This window comes from Hymenobacter profundi, assembly GCF_019334315.1.
GTDB classification, from domain to species: Bacteria; Bacteroidota; Bacteroidia; order Cytophagales; family Hymenobacteraceae; genus Hymenobacter; species Hymenobacter profundi.
Genome location: NZ_JAHWGL010000110.1, coordinates 1 through 16,442, shown reverse-complemented (window position 1 = coordinate 16,442; position 16,442 = coordinate 1). Strand labels below are relative to the sequence as shown.

The 16,442-nt window shown below is 58.0% G+C and carries 12 protein-coding genes; 6 read left to right on the top strand and 6 right to left on the bottom strand.

The window, feature by feature from the left end:
• The first annotated feature begins 191 nt into the window (after positions 1 to 191).
• Together KYK14_RS18800 and KYK14_RS18795 are read left to right on the top strand one after the other, a co-directional pair.
• Positions 192 to 833, top strand: coding sequence for an OmpH/Skp family outer membrane protein (locus tag KYK14_RS18800; RefSeq protein WP_219160985.1), 642 nt, complete (start codon positions 192 to 194; stop codon positions 831 to 833).
• Positions 834 to 1,010: 177 nt separating this feature from the next.
• On the top strand, positions 1,011 to 1,388 hold the full coding sequence (locus KYK14_RS18795) for a hypothetical protein (RefSeq protein WP_219160983.1): 378 nt from the start codon (positions 1,011 to 1,013) through the stop codon (positions 1,386 to 1,388).
• A 74-nt stretch (positions 1,389 to 1,462) separates the two neighbouring features.
• Here KYK14_RS18795 and KYK14_RS18790 read toward each other — a convergent pair whose 3' ends face one another.
• The 6 genes from KYK14_RS18790 to KYK14_RS18765 all read right to left on the bottom strand — a co-directional run bounded on the left by KYK14_RS18790 (position 1,463) and on the right by KYK14_RS18765 (position 11,548).
• Positions 1,463 to 2,479, bottom strand: a complete 1,017-nt coding sequence (locus KYK14_RS18790; protein ID WP_208307051.1) for a LacI family DNA-binding transcriptional regulator — start codon at positions 2,477 to 2,479, stop codon at positions 1,463 to 1,465.
• A gap of 193 nt (positions 2,480 to 2,672) precedes the next feature.
• On the bottom strand, positions 2,673 to 3,716 hold the full coding sequence (locus KYK14_RS18785; RefSeq protein ID WP_219160981.1) for a DUF6807 domain-containing protein: 1,044 nt from the start codon (positions 3,714 to 3,716) through the stop codon (positions 2,673 to 2,675).
• Between the two features lie 69 nt (positions 3,717 to 3,785).
• A complete protein-coding gene (locus KYK14_RS18780; protein WP_219160979.1) occupies positions 3,786 to 5,141 on the bottom strand; it encodes a Gfo/Idh/MocA family protein in 1,356 nt (451 codons plus the stop codon).
• Positions 5,142 to 5,292: 151 nt separating this feature from the next.
• Positions 5,293 to 6,675 carry a 3-keto-disaccharide hydrolase gene (locus tag KYK14_RS18775; RefSeq protein WP_343217138.1) on the bottom strand — a complete coding sequence of 461 codons (1,383 nt, stop codon included), beginning with the start codon at positions 6,673 to 6,675 and terminating at the stop codon, positions 5,293 to 5,295.
• Positions 6,676 to 6,786: 111 nt separating this feature from the next.
• Complete coding sequence (locus KYK14_RS18770) at positions 6,787 to 8,397, bottom strand: RagB/SusD family nutrient uptake outer membrane protein (RefSeq protein WP_246601935.1); 1,611 nt, start codon at positions 8,395 to 8,397, stop codon at positions 6,787 to 6,789.
• 106 nt (positions 8,398 to 8,503) lie between these two features.
• Positions 8,504 to 11,548 carry a SusC/RagA family TonB-linked outer membrane protein gene (locus KYK14_RS18765; RefSeq protein WP_219160975.1) on the bottom strand — a complete coding sequence of 1,015 codons (3,045 nt, stop codon included), beginning with the start codon at positions 11,546 to 11,548 and terminating at the stop codon, positions 8,504 to 8,506.
• A gap of 333 nt (positions 11,549 to 11,881) precedes the next feature.
• Here KYK14_RS18765 and KYK14_RS18760 point away from each other — a divergent pair, with 333 nt between their 5' ends.
• The 4 genes from KYK14_RS18760 to uxuA form a co-directional block, all read left to right on the top strand.
• Positions 11,882 to 12,886 carry an FAD:protein FMN transferase gene (locus KYK14_RS18760; protein WP_219160973.1) on the top strand — a complete coding sequence of 335 codons (1,005 nt, stop codon included), beginning with the start codon at positions 11,882 to 11,884 and terminating at the stop codon, positions 12,884 to 12,886.
• On the top strand, positions 12,883 to 14,100 hold the full coding sequence (locus KYK14_RS18755) for a Gfo/Idh/MocA family protein (protein ID WP_219160971.1): 1,218 nt from the start codon (positions 12,883 to 12,885) through the stop codon (positions 14,098 to 14,100). The genes KYK14_RS18760 and KYK14_RS18755 overlap by 4 nt, the downstream gene beginning before the upstream one ends.
• Positions 14,101 to 14,281: 181 nt before the next feature.
• On the top strand, positions 14,282 to 15,097 hold the full coding sequence (locus tag KYK14_RS18750; RefSeq protein ID WP_219160969.1) for an SDR family oxidoreductase: 816 nt from the start codon (positions 14,282 to 14,284) through the stop codon (positions 15,095 to 15,097).
• 189 nt (positions 15,098 to 15,286) lie between these two features.
• A partial coding sequence (gene uxuA / locus KYK14_RS18745) for a mannonate dehydratase (RefSeq protein WP_219160967.1) occupies positions 15,287 to 16,442 on the top strand: 1,156 nt, incomplete at its 3' end.

Genomic DNA, 16,442 nt, shown 5'->3' with positions numbered 1-16,442 from the left:
CTTCTGCCAATTGAACGAGTTGTTGTTACGATGGTCGTTCTCGCGTGAGAAGGTCCTTCGCAAGCTCAGGATGACAGTCTTCTGCGACTGACAATTACCAACTACTAACTCACAGCTAAAATAACCCGCGGTTTTTCTGTTTCTTTGTTCCGCCCGTAACGGGCTGATCTACCTATTCTCTTTTTCTGCGAATGAATAAGTCCACTCAACTCATTGTCAACGCCGTTTTGGTTCTGGCCGTCGCCGTTCTGTTTTTCCTGCACTTCTCCTCCCGTCCCGCTGCTGCCCCGGCAGCCGCTACTCCAAAGGTGACCGTGGCGGCCGATTCTACCGCCAATGTAGCTGAAGTAGCTACTGTGGCCAGTGCCGATACCAACAAAGTGGCCTACGTAGAGTCGAACAAGCTATTGGAAGGCTACAAGGGAATGCAGGTAGCCCGCAAGAACTTCGAAGGCAAGGCCAAAGGCTGGCAGGCCCAAAACGATGCCCTGGTGCGCAACTTCCAGGCAGCCGTGCAGAAGTATCAGCAAACCGCCCAGACGCTCACCAACGAGCAGCGCGCCGCCACCGAGCAGAGCCTGCAACAGCAGGAAGCCCAGGCGGGCCAGAAGCAGCAGCAATTGCAGCAACAGGCGGCCCAGGAAGAAGCCAAAATGACCAAAACCGTGCTCGACCGCGTGGATAAGCAAATTGAGAAATACGGCAAGGAGCACGGCTACCGCATGATCCTGATTTCCTCGCCTGGTGGGGCCATTGCCTACGCCCGCAAGGAGCTAGACATTACCGCGCCCGTACTGAAGTACCTCAACGACGAGTACAGCGCCAAAAAGTAATCCTTGCTTCAGCAAGACCCCGAAAGCCCGGCAGACAGCCGGGCTTTTTTTGTGGTCGTCAGGATGTTTTAGGGACTATTCGTAAGGGCTGATTAAACCTTTGGCGGTGGCAGGCGTCTAATAAGTATACTATCAACTTAAACGCGGTAAGTACCTGACGAGCTGCACTATTATACCATGAAAAAATTCCTGAAAATACCCGTTTTGCTTTTCCTGTTCGCCGCTGGCACTTTGCTTAGCGGCTGCACCACCTCAGCCGGTGTTGGTTATGGCTACGGCGATGTAGGCCCGTACTACGGTGCCGGTCCCTACTACGGTCGCGCCTACCCATACTACGGCCGGGCCTACGGCTACCGCCCTTACGCACGACCCTACTACCGCAACCGTACGGTAATCGTAACGCCCGCACCGCGCCGGGCGCCACGTGGGGTAGTACGGGGCAGCCGCAGCCAGGTGCGACCCAATACCACGTACCGCCGTGCTCCCCAGGCCTCGCCTCGCAGCAATAGCATGCAGGGCCGCAGCCAAGGTAGCAGCCGTGGCCGGGTACGCTAAGCACCCGATAAGCAGTAAAAAGCCCCGGGCAACTGATGTTGCCCGGGGCTTTTTCGTGTTGCGTAGTCACGTAGTTATGTGGTTGCCGTCGATTTGCGTTGTATCAGAGTTGACTTCAGCTCCTGACTTTGGGTAGGAAGAATGGGGCGGTTCTTGAGAATGGATTTGAACAGGATACGTGCTGCTTCCCTACCCATTTCGTAGGCCGGCTGGGCAATGGTGGTGAGGGGCGGGTCGAGCAGATCGGCAATTTCCAGGTTGGAAAAGCTGATGATCTTCACGTCTTCCGGAATGCGGCGGCCCAGGTGCCGGCATGCCAGGTAGCTGCTCATGGCCAGCGTTTCTACGGAAGCAAAGATGCCGTCGATAGCCGGGTTTTGCTGTAGCAATTCCTGAATCAGGGTTTGGTTACGGTCTTTGTTGGATGTGCCGCGCAAGAGCAGGGCCGGGTCGGGCGTGAGGCCGTGGGCCTGTAGGGCGTCGAGGTAGCCTTGCAGCCGCTTCTGCCCAATGGATAAGTGGTCGGAAATAAGCAGGTGGGCGATGTGGCGGCAGCCCGCATCCAGCAGGTGCTGGGTGGCTTGGTAGCCGCTGCGGTAGTCGTCGGTCGTGATTTTAGCAGTAGCAAACTCCTCGCATACTCGGTCGAAAAACACCATTGGGATATGACGCTCCTGTAGCTTGCTGAAGTGGGAGAAATCCTGCGTTTCGCCTGCCAAAGAGGCCAGAATACCATCTACCCGGCCGCTCGCGAAATGCTGCACAATGGTGGCTTCCTGCTGAGCATCATCGTGCGTGAGGTAGATGAGCACGTGGTAGTTATTCTCGCGGGCTACTTCCTCAATGCCATTGATAGCCAGAGAAAAGAAGTTGTTGGCCACTTCCGGAATAACCACGCCAATGGTCTTGCTTTTCTGACGGCGCAGGCTACTAGCGTAGGGGTTGGGCTCGTACCCGAGCTGTCGGGCCAGCTGCTGTACCTTGGCTTTGGTGGTCGCGCTTATCTCGTAGCTGTCGCTCAGCGCCCGCGAAACTGTTGAGACGGACAGATTTAATTCCTGAGCAAGCTGTTTAAGATTAACGGGATTCATCCCGAAAAATAGCCATTATTCACATCTCTCCCCGAAACTGGGTTATGGGGAGGAATAAGGTCTAGTCTGCTTAGTAAGAACCTCTATACGTCAACGGCCTACCCAATTGGGTAGGCCGTTGACGTAACAAGTGATGGAAAGGGTAGGGAGCATACAAGAAAGATGCTTCTACGCGGCAGCTTTGTATCCTAGGTTATTTATGCATCGCCACGCGCTTCTTGGCAAAGCTGGTAGCTACCTCGTCTAATTGCGCTGAAGCCAACACTTTAGCCCCGTTGTTGATGACAACGCGGTAGCGGAAACTCACCGACTCACCCTTTTTGAGCTGTAAGTTTTTAGCCGATTTTCCATTCGTGAAAGCCTTCTCCCCTAGTGGGTTGGCGGCAAACAAGCCGTAGCCGCGAGCGTGCCAGAAGGTAGGGTAGTTGGGGTTAGCCGGGTGGTCGATGATGGCGACGCTGACCGAATCGTTACCCATTTTGCCGTAGGCCATGCACCAGGCGGCGCGCGTGCTCCAGGCGTCGTTGCCGCGTTTGCCGGCGCTGGTGAGGTAGTTGCCGGTAGCTACCTTGTCGGTGCCGCCCTTCACGATGGTTACGTTGGCTTTGTCGTCGGTGAACTTCTGGTCTTTCGTTTCTGGAATTTGCAGGGCGTGGGCCAGGCGCAGCCCCAGCATGCCGTCTTTGGCATCGGTGAAGGTGACGGTGGTGTTGGCCTTCAGCGTGGTATAGCGGTCGATGATGCGCTGCTGGGCCGTGCCGCTGAACTCTAGCCGGGTGGTTTCCTCTAGGAGCACGTCGCGTTGCTGGTTGGTCCAGTTGGCGTGGTAGGCGAGGGTGCCGGTCGGACCGTTGGTGGTTTCTAGGATTTTATCCGTCCGAATCCAGCCGTAGCCCGCCTTTTTTTCCGCCGGAATAGCGTAGGAGTTGTTCCAGAAATCCAGACCGTTCACGTTCTCAAAGTTGAACCACAGGCCCAGGTGATGCGGGTGGTCGGTGGGGTCGCCGGGCTGAGGCGCTACCGGAAAGCCGCGGGTAACCACTGTGCCGTTGGCCGCACGCAAGGGGTAAAGCACGGGCTTTTCCAGTGTATCAGGGTAGAGAAAGCTAGTGAACAGCTGCTTGCCTACAAATACATCCACCTTTTGGGCGTTACCGCTTCGGACAAAGCGCACCGCCTGCTGTTGGGCTTGCGCCGTGAAGCCAGCCAGAAACAGTAAGTAGAAGAGCTTTTTCATGCGCGTAAAAGTCAAGCAGGCCGCAGGGAATACCCAATAGGATGTTCCCTGCGGCCTGTGTGTTCACTACTAATACTTGAACGGCTTGCCACCTACCATCACCTCCTGCGTTTTCTCGTCGAAGGTGGCTTTTAGGCCGGTGTGGCTGGCCGCGGTGGTCATGATGTTGGCAATGGAATGGCTGTAGCCGGCTTCCACGGGCGCATTGGTTTCCTTGCGGCTGCGGATGCACTCCATCCAGTTGCGCACGTGATTGGAGGTCAGCACGTCGCCGCCGGTATTGGCCGAGGCTACGGCCGCTTCGGTGTTCGATAGGTTGAACTCTTGCAGCAGGTTAGGCTGCATGTGCATGGCCTCGGCGTGGCGCTTGGTGAGGCCGCCGGTAGGCGATACCTTATTGGTAATCAGGTTCAGCTCGCCGCCGTTGGAGTAGTAAATCTCGGCCGGGCGCTCGTCGCCGTTGTGCATGCGCGAGGCAAATACCACCTGGAATCCCTGCGACGGGTCGTTTTCGGGACCATAGTCGAACACCGAGGTGATGGTATCCCAGTTACGGCGGCCGTCTTTCCACATGTAAATACCACCGTTGGCTGTCACGCTACGCGGGTGCTTCAGGCCCGTAAACCAGTGCACGGTATCAATCTGATGGCTCATCCACTGGCCGGGCAGGCCCGAAGAGTAGGGCCAAAACAAGCGGTATTCTAAGTACTTGCGCGGGTCGTAGGCTTCCTGGGGGCGGTTCATCAGGTAGCGCTTCCAGTCGATGTCTTCCTGGCGCAACTCACTCACCAGCTCTGGCCGCCGCCACCGGCCCGGCTGGTTCACGTTCCAGCTCAGCTCTACCATCGTGATGGGGCCAAATTTGCCCGACTTGATGTATTGCTCAGCGGCCTTGTAGTTGGCGCCGCTACGGCGCTGGGAGCCAATCTGGATTATCTGCTTGGAGGCCTTCACGGCCTTCAGGGCCGCGCGGTTGTCTTCCATCGTCTCGGCGAAGGGTTTCTCCACGTAGGCGTCGCAGCCGGCTTTTACCGCTTCAATGGTGTGTAGGGCATGCTGAAAATCGGCGGTGCCGATAAACACCGCGTCGATGCCCTTGCTGGCGTACATTTCTTCGTTGTTGCGGTAGGCCGTCACGTTGTGACCCATTTTCTCCTTCCACATGGCAGCTCCTTCCTCGCGGCGGCGCTTCCAGATATCGGATACGCCTACCAGGTCGAAATTCAGCTCTTTGTAGTGGTTCAGAAAGCAAGGCATGTGGGTGTTGCGGTGGCGGTCGGAAAAGCCGACGACGCCTACCCGCACCCGGTCGTTGGCACCGATGATGCGCTTGTAGCTGCTGGCCGACCATGCCACCTGCGGCAGCATGGCGCCAGCACCGGCAACGGCTAATTGTTGGAGAAAAACACGGCGGGGAGTAGACATGATTTTAGCTGTTAGCTTATCGCTGGTAGCTGCTGGCTTTTTGTGGGAAGCTGCTGCCAGCTGAAAATGTATAAATAATAGATTTTTAGGTCGTTGGATTTTGCTTTTATAAGCTATCAGCTAATAGCCAAAAGCCAACAGCTCAAAAAATCTACTTCAATTCCTTGATCTTAATGCTGCGGAAGGAAACACGGTTGCCGTGGTCTTGCAGCAGTAGGTGGCCCTTGGGCGCCTCCCCGAAGTTCGGCCACACCTTGTACTTGCTGATGGCTACCAAATCGCGAAATTCCTTGGAGCCGCGCTCGTATTCCAGCACCTTCGAGCCGTTGAGGTAGTGCTCCACGTGGTTGTTGGGGTAGACCACCACGCGGCCCACGTTCCACTCGCCAATGGGGTGAATAAAGCGGGGCGACTTATCTGCCTTTTTCAGGTCGTAGAGCGAGGAGAGGGTGCGGTTGCCGTCGCGGCCGAGCTTGGCGTCGGGGTGCAGCTCGTCGTCGAGGACTTGGTATTCCAGGCCGATGGCCGAGCCTTGGGTTTTCTCGTCCAGAGTCACGAAGTACTTCACGCCGCTGTTGGCGCCGGGCGTCAACTTGAACTCAAACGACAGGTCGAAGGCGCTGTATTGGTCGTCGCTCACGATGTCGCCGCCGTTGGCGGCCTCCTTGCCTTCCGACGATAGCACCGTCATGGTGCCGTCCGTTACCTGCCAGCCCTGGGCAGGGAAGGCGCCGCCTTTGGCGCTGTGCCAGCCCTTGTTGGTTTTACCGTCGAACAGCAGCTTCCATCCGCCTTTTTTCTCGGTGGCGGTGAGCGTATTTGGCTCAAAATTCACCACATACACATCGGCCGGGAACGGGGTAGGCTGCAAGTTGGTGGTCTTGATTTTGATGTCCTTGAAGTAGATTTTCTTGCCTTCCTGCGCTTTGTCGGAGATGCCGTGCACTTGCAGGCCAATGAAGCCCTTGGGGTCGATGGGGTCTACCACGTAGGCCACGGGCACGTTGTTGAGCCACGTTTTCGTCTCGTTGCCGATACACTCAATCTTGAGGTGATTATACTGCCCGGCTTTGTAGGCCGTTTTGGCCTCGGGGTGCAGGTCCAAAGGGTAGAGCCACTGCCGGCGCGCTTCGTCGTAGATGCCACCCGACCAGCTCCGCGCCGTTGGGTCGATTTCCACTTGGCGGCCGTACACCTTGCCCTTTTGCTGGGGAGAATCAAAGTGGCTGCGGGTTTGCACGCCGGAATTGCCGTCGGTGCTTTCCATCTTGATGTCCAGCTCCAGTACAAAGTCGCCGTATTCTTTCTCCGTCACCAAAAAAGTGTTGCCGGAGTTCATTACGGTAGTGCCCACGATGACACCGTTTTCCACCTTATAATCGGCGGTGCCGGCCAGCTTTTTCCAGCCTTTCAGCGTTTTGCCGTCGAACAGGTTTTGCCAGGTATCGGCGACTTTAGGCGTAGCGGGGGGATTATGGAAGGCAGTTAGCAGAAAAGTAGCGGCGCAGGTAGTAAGAAAGGTCGTCGGTTTCAAGGGGTAGGGGGTAAGGTGGTACGGGAGGGTTGTTAGGGTAAGCTACTCTTTTTCGTAGAATAGTCAGGCAGATAGTCTTCCATATAGAAGCGCTGATTGCCAAATGGTTGCTTAATAGCCAGGATTTTGAGGGAAAGCGCTGGCGCCGCCCGCCGTGCGGTCAATCTGGTTTTGCGGAATAGGCCGCAGCACGTGGTAGTCTTTGATGTTGGGGGCACCATCGGGATTGTAGAGCTTCACACGTTCTACCAGCTTGCCCCAGCGCTTCAGGTCAAACCACCGGAACATCTCGCCCAGCAGCTCTCGCCCCCGTTCCTCCATAATAAACTCCATCGTCAGCTGATCGGCCGTGATTTGCATGGCGGCCTCTTTGCCCGGAAACGCAGCCCGGCGACGTACCGCGTTGATGTAAGGTAGGGCCTCGTTCACCTTGCCTTGTTTCAGCAAGGCTTCGGCCGCAATCAGGTGGGTTTCGGCTAGCCGGAACATCAGGAAGTCGCGGCTGCCGGGCAGGTAGGACAAGTCGGGCCGCAAGGCATCCAGAAACTTGGTGAGAGTAGGGTAGAGGCGCGCACTATACAGGCTGGGCACCAGTACCTGGTAGGGCTTGCTGGCGCGCTTGGCCCGCGACCATTCCTCGCCGGGCAGGTAAATGGCCGTGTCGCCGAGCTGGTAAGTAACGCGCGTTTTGGTGTTGTCGAAGAGGTTGGTGTAGGTGCCGGGCTTGTTGCTGAGGTACGTGGTGCGGAAGCTTTTCTGGTAGCGTGCGTCGTTGGTGCGGTCCTTAAATATGGTGTTCAGTGTATAGTTGGTCGGGCGGAAACGCTTATAAGGACGGCCGTAGAAAACGTCGCGCTGCATGCCGGCCACCACGTCGTACTCCATCAGAAAGTGAATGTGCGTTTCGTTGCCGGGGCCGTTGGTGGTAGGATCGGAGGTGTACTGGGTCGCAAAAATCACCTCGTCGTTCACCTCGCCCGCGCCCTGTGCAAATACGTTGGCAAAGTCGGGGAGCAACTTATAGGAGTAGTTCTTGATGACGTTTTGGGCGTAGGTAGCGGCCTGGGCGTAGTCATCGGCGGCGGCGGCTTCGGAAGTGGCTTTGGTAAGGTACACACGGGCCAGCAGATGCTCGCAGGCGCCCTTGGTCACGCGGCCGTAGTCGGTGGTGGAATTTAGGTCGGGTAGGGCTTCCTGCAAATCGCGCACAATGGCGGCGTATACTTCGGGTACCGGTGTGCGCGATGCCTCTTTGGTGGCCACACTGTTTTGCTCCAGCACCAGCGGCACCGCCCCAAACATCTGCACAAGGGTAAAATAGTGGTGTGCCCGCAGAAATTTCACCTCCGCCACGCGGCGCTTTTTCACGGCTTCCTCCAGGCCCGTCACGTTGGGGGCCTGGGCCACCACCGCATTGGCCGTGTTGATGCCCAGGTAGAAGGCGTTCCAGATATCGTTGAGGTAGCCCGTGCGGGCGTCGAGCTGGGCCGTGTACTGGTTCACGAACTTATAGCCCCCGTCCGACCCCATGGTGTAGGTGTCGGTGCCAAACACGGTCATAGTCATGCCGCTTTCGCGGCCATAGTAGTCGCGTAGGGAAGCGTACACAGCCTGGGTAGCCGCGTTGAAGCCGGCCGGGCTGGTAATGTACTCGGAGCCTACCTGCGAAATGACTTCCTCTTCCAGCAAATCATTGCACGAGGAACTAGCTGCCAGAATCATAGCGGCTGCAAGCAACCTGCTGTATGTCAAGAATTTCATAAGAATACGTCGGAGTAGTTGAACAACGGACTACCGCACGGCACCGCGGCCGGCAGGGTAGGAAGGCCTAGAGCTTGGCGTTCAGGCCGAAGGTGATTTGCCGCACCGACGGAACCTGGCCAGCATTCACCTGATCGTCCACTTCGGGGTCGATGCCCTTGTATTTGGAGCGGTAGGGGGCAAAAATGAAGGGCTGTTGAATGCTGGTGTACAGGCGCAGCCCACTCAAATGCAGGCGCTGCACCACGGCCGGCGTGAAGTTGTAGCCAAGGTTGATGTTGCGCACCTTCACAAACGTGCCGTCGAAATACTGGAGAGTAGAGCCATAAATGGGTTCTTCCTGGTTCACGTTGGGCCGCGGGAAGTCGTTGGTGGGATTGTTGGGCGTCCAGTAATCGATATCCAGGTTGTTGTAGCGGCCCGCTAGCCGGTTGTACGCCGTGTGGAACTCGCTGCGTATCATGCTGCCTACTCGCGCATAGACGAAAAACGAAAAGTCGAAACCCTTGAATTCGAAGCGGTTGGTGATGCCGCCCGACCACTTCGGCACCTGGGAGCCCAGTATTACGCGGTCGTTGGCATCAATGCGGCCGTCGCCGTTCTGGTCCTTCACTTTAATCTGACCCGGCGCCTGTCCAAAGCCTTTGGCCTGGTCGGCTTCGTCGGTCTGCCAAATACCAATCTTCTCGTAGTCGAAATACGCCGTAATCGGCTGCCCGATAAAGCGCCCGCTGCCTACGTCGTCTACCTTGCCGTTGAACAGCTCCAGAATAGCCTCGCGGTTGCGGGTAAACTGCACGTCCGTCGACCAGCGGAAGCCGCCGGCAGTATTCAGGTTAACGGTAGACACCGTGGCTTCGAGGCCGCGGTTGCGGGTGCGGCCCACGTTGCGCAGCACCTGCGTAAAACCGTTGGAAATGGGCAACTGGTCGTAGAGCAGCAGGTCGCTGGTATTGGCCTGGTAGGCTTCTAGGGAGCCCGACAGGCGTCCTTTCCACAGGCTGAAATCCAGGCCGATGTTGCCGGTGGCGGTAGTTTCCCAGCGCAGGTCGGAGTTCCCGAGGCTGCCTACCCGGTAACCGTAGGCGGGGTTGTTGCCGAAGGCATATGTAGTGCGCGACAACAGGCTCTGGGTCTGATAGGGGTCGATGCCCGTGTTGCCGATAACGCCGTAGCTGGCCCGCACCTTCAGTTGATCCAGCCACGACACGTTTTTCAGAAAGGCCTCGTCGCTGGCATTCCAGCCGAGCGCCACCGACGGGAAGAAACCGTACTTGTTGTTGGCCCCGAAGCGGGAGGAACCATCATAGCGGCCCGTGAGCGTAAGCAGGTAGCGGCCCTTAAAGTCGTAGTTCACGCGGCCCATGAAGGACTGCAACGTCCAGGTACGCAGGTCGGTACCGGGCGTGTTGAAGGTGCTGGCCTGGCCCAGGTTGTAGAACTCCTGCGTTTCGGCCGCCACCCCGTTCACGTCAATAAAGGCCCGCTCGTACCGGTCGCGTTGGATGGAGTGCAGGGCCGTGACGCCCAGCGTGTGCACGTCCTTGAACGTTTTGTTGTAGGTCAGAATGTTCTCTAGCGTGTAGTTGAAGCGTTGGCCGTACTCGGTGCGGGCAGTGGCCGGTGCCAGTCGGCGGGCGTTGGTTTTGCTCCCCGTGAAGCTGCCAAACCGCTCGTTGGTCAGGTCGGGGCCGAAGTTGAGGCGGTATTGAAGCCCATCCGTAATCTTCCAGTTCGCATAAATGCTGTTGAACAGGCGCATCGTGCGGGTTTCTACAATGTTGGCGCCCGGCACTACTTCGGCTGCGGGGTTGGAGCGCAGGCCGTCGGGGGTAGGTAGGAAAATGAGGTTGCCGTTCTCGTCATAGGGCTTGCCCAGCGGATTTTCGTTGAGTGCCCCGCCGAAGGGACTAAAGCGTCCCCCTCCGTACACGGGGCTGTCGTTGCCGTTGTTGAGGCTGTATACTCCCAGGGTAGAAGTACCTACCTGAAAGTGGTCGTTGATCTGATGATCGAGGTTGATGCGGAACGTAAAACGCGTGAAATCAGTGGTTTTCAGAATGCCATTTTCCTTGAAGAAGTTGCCCGAAACAGCAAATTGCGTTTTCTCGCTGCCGCCCCGCACCCCTACCTGGTGGCTCTGGATGCCCGCCGTGCGCAGCAGCATGCTAGGGTAGTCGATGCTGCGGCCCTGCTCAATTCCCTCTAGCTCCACGGCCGAAAACAAGCGGCGGTCCGCCGCGGCCGGGTCGGAGTCGTCGTAGTTGCCCACGGCCCGGCGCGACTCCCGCTTCATTTCCGCAAACTCTGCTCCGTTCATAATATCCACCCGGCCCAGGGCCTGCGAGAATCCGCCGTAGGCGTCGTAGCTCACCACCGTTTTGCCAGCCGTGCCCCGGCGCGTCGTCACCAGCACCACGCCATTGGCCCCACGCGAGCCGTAAATAGCCGTGGCCGAGGCATCTTTCAGCACCTCCATAGAGGCAATGTCGTTGGGGTTGATGTCGTCGATGCCCGCGGCCAGCGGAATGCCGTCTACCACGTACAGCGGCTCGTTGCTGGCATTGATGGAGCGGCGCCCCCGAATGCGCACCGTTACGCCCTGACCGGGGCGGCTGCCCGCTTGCGTTACATCCACGCCGGCAGCCCGCCCTTGCAGTGCGCGGCGCGGGTCAGCTATGGGCAACTCGCTGATTTCCCGAGAAGTAACCGAGGAAATAGCGCCCGTGGTCTGGCTCTTTTTTTGGGTGCCGTATCCTACCACCACCACGTCGTCCAGGGACTTCACATCCTCCTGCAACGTTACGCTGAACTGCCGGCGGCTGCCGATGGTCACGGTTTGCGGTGTGTACCCAATCGAGCTGACTACCAACTCGGTAGCGGTAGGCGGGGCCTGTAGCGTAAAGGTACCGTCGGGGCCGGTGCTGGTGCCAGTGGTTGTGCCTTTCACCTGCACCGTAACGCCGGGCAGTGCAGACCCTTTCGCGTCCACTATCTTGCCGCTGATGGCGTTGCCCGGCTGTTGGGCTACCAGCCTAGTAACCGTTGCTGCCAGGAGCAGCAACAATAACAGGATAGCCTTGGGTAGGCAATTAGTATAAGGTGTTGTCATATAGTAGGGAATAGGGTGTGGGACAGAGGGAAGCCAAGCGAAAGCCTGAAGTATGCAGACGTGTGTGCCCTAGAACTGCTAGCGTTGTAATTGAATAGGTATTGCTAAATCGTTTGCGCTAACGTTTGCGAAATTGACGCGCAAATTCAACCCTTTATACAACTAATTATCGTATGCCTGAGGTACTTAGTGGTGCTGGTAAACCTATAAAAAGGGATTAGCACTTCAAAAAAATAGCAGATTAATCTATGCAAACGTTTTCGTAATTACTGAACATAAAAGGCTGGAATTATGCTAAAGGGCTGTAGCTTGTCGGCTGCTTCTTTTTAGCATATGATTATTCAACTTCTACTTGCTGTTATAGTATCTCTATGGACGCCGGCGCCGGCCCCAGTGCAAGCGTTTCACTTGCATGGCTATGCGCAGGGCACTACGTACGCCCTCACGTATTACGCCGCTGATAGCGTGGTGAAGCAGGCTGAAGTAATCCAACAGCTAGAAGAAATCGACGCCTCGCTGTCGCTCTACCGGGCGGGTTCCCTCATCAACCAGTTCAATGCAGCCCCGCGGGGCGTGCGCGCCGATCAGCACCTGCAACGCGTGGTGGGCAAGGCGCTGGAAGTGTACCGCGCCACCAATGGTCTGTTTGATGCCACCGTGGAGCCGCTGGTGCAGGCCTGGGGCTTCGGGCACCAACCCGCAGCCGGAGCGCCTACCCCGGCCGCCATTCAGGCTCTCTTGCGCCGCGTAGGGTCCGACAAGCTGACGCTACGCGGCGACTCTCTCCTGAAGCAAGTTCCTACCCTGCACCTCGACCTCAACGGCATTGCTCAGGGTTATACCGTGGATGTGCTGGCGGCCCTGCTGGAGCGCCACGGCATCCGCAACTATGTGGTGGAGCTAGGCGGTGAGTTGCGGGTGCGCGGGCACCGGCAGCCGGGCGGCGAGCTGCTGCGCATCGGCATTGAGCGGCCCGATACCAGTGCTTTCGCGCTTCCTGCGTTGCAGCAGGTGATTGGCCTCACGGCGGGCGGCGTGACCACCTCCGGCAACTACCGCAAGTTCCGGCGGGTAGGGGGCCAGCAGGCGGCGCACCTGATCAACCCGAAGACGGGTTATCCATTTCGTAATGAGTTGATTAGCGTGACCGTAGTGGCCCCCGATGCCCTCACGGCCGATGCCTACGACAACGCCCTGATGGGCATGGGGCTAGACCGCGCCCTCTCGTTTTTGCGACAAAATCCTGATCTTCAGGCTTATTTTATTTATCAGCGCCCCGATGGCGCCGTGGCTGATACGGCTACTGTAGGCTTTACCAAACTCCTGCTTCACCCATGACGACTAACTTTCTCCGCCGGGATTTTATCAAGAAAACGGGCTTGCTTACCAGCGGCCTGCTGCTGCACAACCAAATGCTGAGCGCCTTTGCCGCACCCGCGGCGGCGGGCAAGCTCAAAGTGGGCGTGATTGGCTGCGGCGACCGAGGCACGGGCCTGCTCAAGATCATCAACGACCTACCCGACAAATACGAGGTAACGGCCGTGTGCGACGAGTTGCCCTTCCGCCTTACTAATGCCCTGAAGGTGAAATCGGCTGCAAAGGCCAAAACCTACCTCGACTACCGCGCTCTGCTGGACGCCCGCAACGTGGAGGCCGTGATTATTGCCGTGCCGCTCTACCTGCATTTCGAGGTAGCCAAAGCGGCGTTGCTGGCCGGCAAGCAGGTGTACCTCGAAAAAACCATGACCTACGACATTCCGCAGGCGCTGGAGCTGGTGCAACTGGCCCGGCAGCGGCCCAACCAAACGGTGCAGGTAGGGCACCAGTATCGCTACTCGCCGCTCTACTATAAGGTGAAGGAAATGATTGACAAGGGCTACCTGGGCAAGGTGACGCAGATTGACTGCCGCTGGGACCGGAACGGCAGCTGGCGCCGCCATGTGCCCGAGCCGGGTTTGGAGCGTAAAATCAACTGGCGTATGTACCGCGAGTATTCCGGCGGACTGGCCGCCGAGCTGCTTTCCCACCAGATCGACTTCATCAACTGGGCCTTCAACACCCACGCCGACGAGCTATTCGGCACCGGCGGCATCGACTACTACAAAGACGGCCGCGAAACCTACGACAACGTGCAGGTGATGGCCCGCTACGCCCGCGAGGGCATGGTAGGCAACTTCGGGGCCACCTGCGGCAACGCCTACGACGGCTACCTGTTCAAGCTGAAAGGCACCCGCGGCACCATCTCCCTGCTTATTGATGAGGGCGTGTACTACCCCGAAAAAGACACGCTGAAGGAATACGGCACCGTAGATGGCGTGACCGGCGCCACCAAAATCACCTGGGACAAAAACGGCGGCATTCCCATCCAGACGGGTCCGCTGAAAGATGGTTCCTGGTACGCGTTGAGCGATTTTCACCGCACGGTGTACGAAAAAAAGCTACCCGATTCCAACGTTTTCACTGGGGCTAAAGTGGCCTGTACCGTACACATGGCCAACCAAGCCATTTACAACCGTACCATTGAGCGGTGGCAGCCTGAGTATAACGTGTAGGGTAGGGAGCGGTGTAGAGACGCATACTTGCGTCTCGTCGTTGCTGATGTTGTTTGCTATAATGATGCTGACACGTGTTGTGCAATGACAAGACGCAAATATGCGTCTCTACACTGTTCTAATGACTCTTTTAGTTAACGTAAACAGTTATATAGAGCATCATCATTTTAGCAGTTCTTGCATGACCGATTCATTTTCCCTGCGGGACAAAGTAATTGTAGTGACCGGCGGTACCGGTATTCTGGGCGAGGCCTTTATCAAAGGCATTGTGGCGGCGGGTGGCGCTGTGGGCATCTTGGGGCGCAACGCCGAGGTGGCCCAGGCCCGCGCCGAAGCCATTCAGCAGCAAGGGGGTAGGGCCGTGGCCCTGGTGGCCGATGTGTTGGAAGAAACCGAGCTGCAAGCCGCCTGCCAGCAGGTGATGGATACGTTTGGACGAATTGATGGCCTGGTGAACGGCGCCGGCGGCAATGCCCCCGATGGTGTGCTGGACCCCGCCGAGGACGTATTCAAGATGAACCTGGCCGGCATGAAGCGCGTGATGGACCTGAACGTATGGGGCACCGTGCTGCCTACCCAAGTGTTTGGGCCGGCGCTGGCCGAGTCGGGCGCGGGCAGCATCGTCAACATTTCGTCCATGAACTCCAAACGGGCCATCACTAAAGTGCTAGGCTACAACATGGGTAAAGCGGCCGTGGACTGCTACAACCAGTGGTTTGCGGTGGAAATGGCCAACCGCTACGGCGACCGGCTGCGCATGAACGCGCTGGCGCCCGGATTCTTCCTTACCGAGCAAAACCGCAGCCTACTCACCAACCCCGACGGCAGCTTCACCGCCCGCGGCGAAAAAGTCATCCGCCAAACGCCTTTCCAGCGCTTCGGCCACCCCGACGAGCTGCAAGGCGCCTTGGTGTGGCTGCTCAGCGACGCGTCCAAGTTCGTGACCGGCTCCATGATTTGCGTGGATGGTGGCTTCTCTATCTTCGGCGGCGTGTAAGGGCTGTTTGCACGATGTAGAGACGCATAGTTGCGTCTCGTCGTCCGCGTCGATTGGCTGAAATCGTCCAACGACGAGACGCAACTATGCGTCTCTACATCGTGCAAACAGCTTCTTAGAAAAGAACTCGTCACTTCTCTTGCAGGGACGAATGACGGGCTTCACTTATAAAAATCCATACATTCAGTAATGCCCCAACAACCCTATTTTCTGGAGCAAACCATGCGCTGGTTTGGTCCTTCCGATCCTGTTTCTTTGGCTGATATCCGGCAGGCAGGCTGCACGGGCGTCGTCACGGCGCTGCATCACCTACCCAACGGCGTGGTGTGGCCGGTGGCTGAAATTCAGGAGCGGCAGGCCGAAATCGAGGCCGCCGGCCTGGTGTGGAGCGTGGTGGAAAGCGTGCCGGTACATGAAGCTATTAAAACCCAGGTCGCAGGATATCAGCAGTATGTCGAAAATTACAAGGAGTCGCTGCGCAACCTGGGGGCGTGCGGGATTCGCACCGTCACCTACAACTTTATGCCGGTGCTGGACTGGACGCGCACCGACCTGAGCTACCCCATGCCCGACGGCTCGCTGGCGCTGCGCTTCGAGCGGGCCGCCTTTGTAGCATTCGACACGCTGCTGCTGAAGCGCAAGGGCGCCGAGCAGGACTATACGGCCGCGGAGCTGGAGGCCGCCCGCCAGCGCCTGGCAGGCATGAGCGAGGCCGAGCAGCTGCAATTGCAGCGCAACATCATTGCCGGTCTACCCGGCAGTGAGGAAAGCTTCACGCTGGCCAAGTTTCAGGAGGCACTAGACGCCTACCAGGGCATTGATGCGGCGCGGCTGCGGCAGCACCTCATCCATTTTCTGAGCGAAGTAGCGCCGGTGGCCGAGGCAGCGGGCGTGCGCCTCGTCATTCACCCCGACGACCCGCCCTACGCTATCTTGGGCTTGCCGCGGGTAGTGAGTACCGCTGCCGACGTGGCGGCACTGTTTGCCGCCGTGCCCTCACTCAACAATGGCCTGTGCTTCTGCACCGGCTCGTTCGGCGTTATCCCCGAAAACGACCTGCCTGCCATGGTGCGCCAGTTCGCCGACCGCATCCACTTCATCCACCTGCGCAGCACCCGCCGCAACGCCGCCGGCGACTTCTACGAGGACAACCACCTGGAAGGCGACGTGGATATGTATCAGGTAATGAAGGAGCTAGTAGAGGTGATGCAGCAGCGCGAAGTTGCCCTACCCATGCGCCCCGACCACGGCCACCAAATGTTCGACGACCTCGCCAAAAAAACCAACCCCGGCTACTCTGCCATCGGCCGCCTCCGCGGCCTTGCTGAGCTACGCGGGTTGGAGC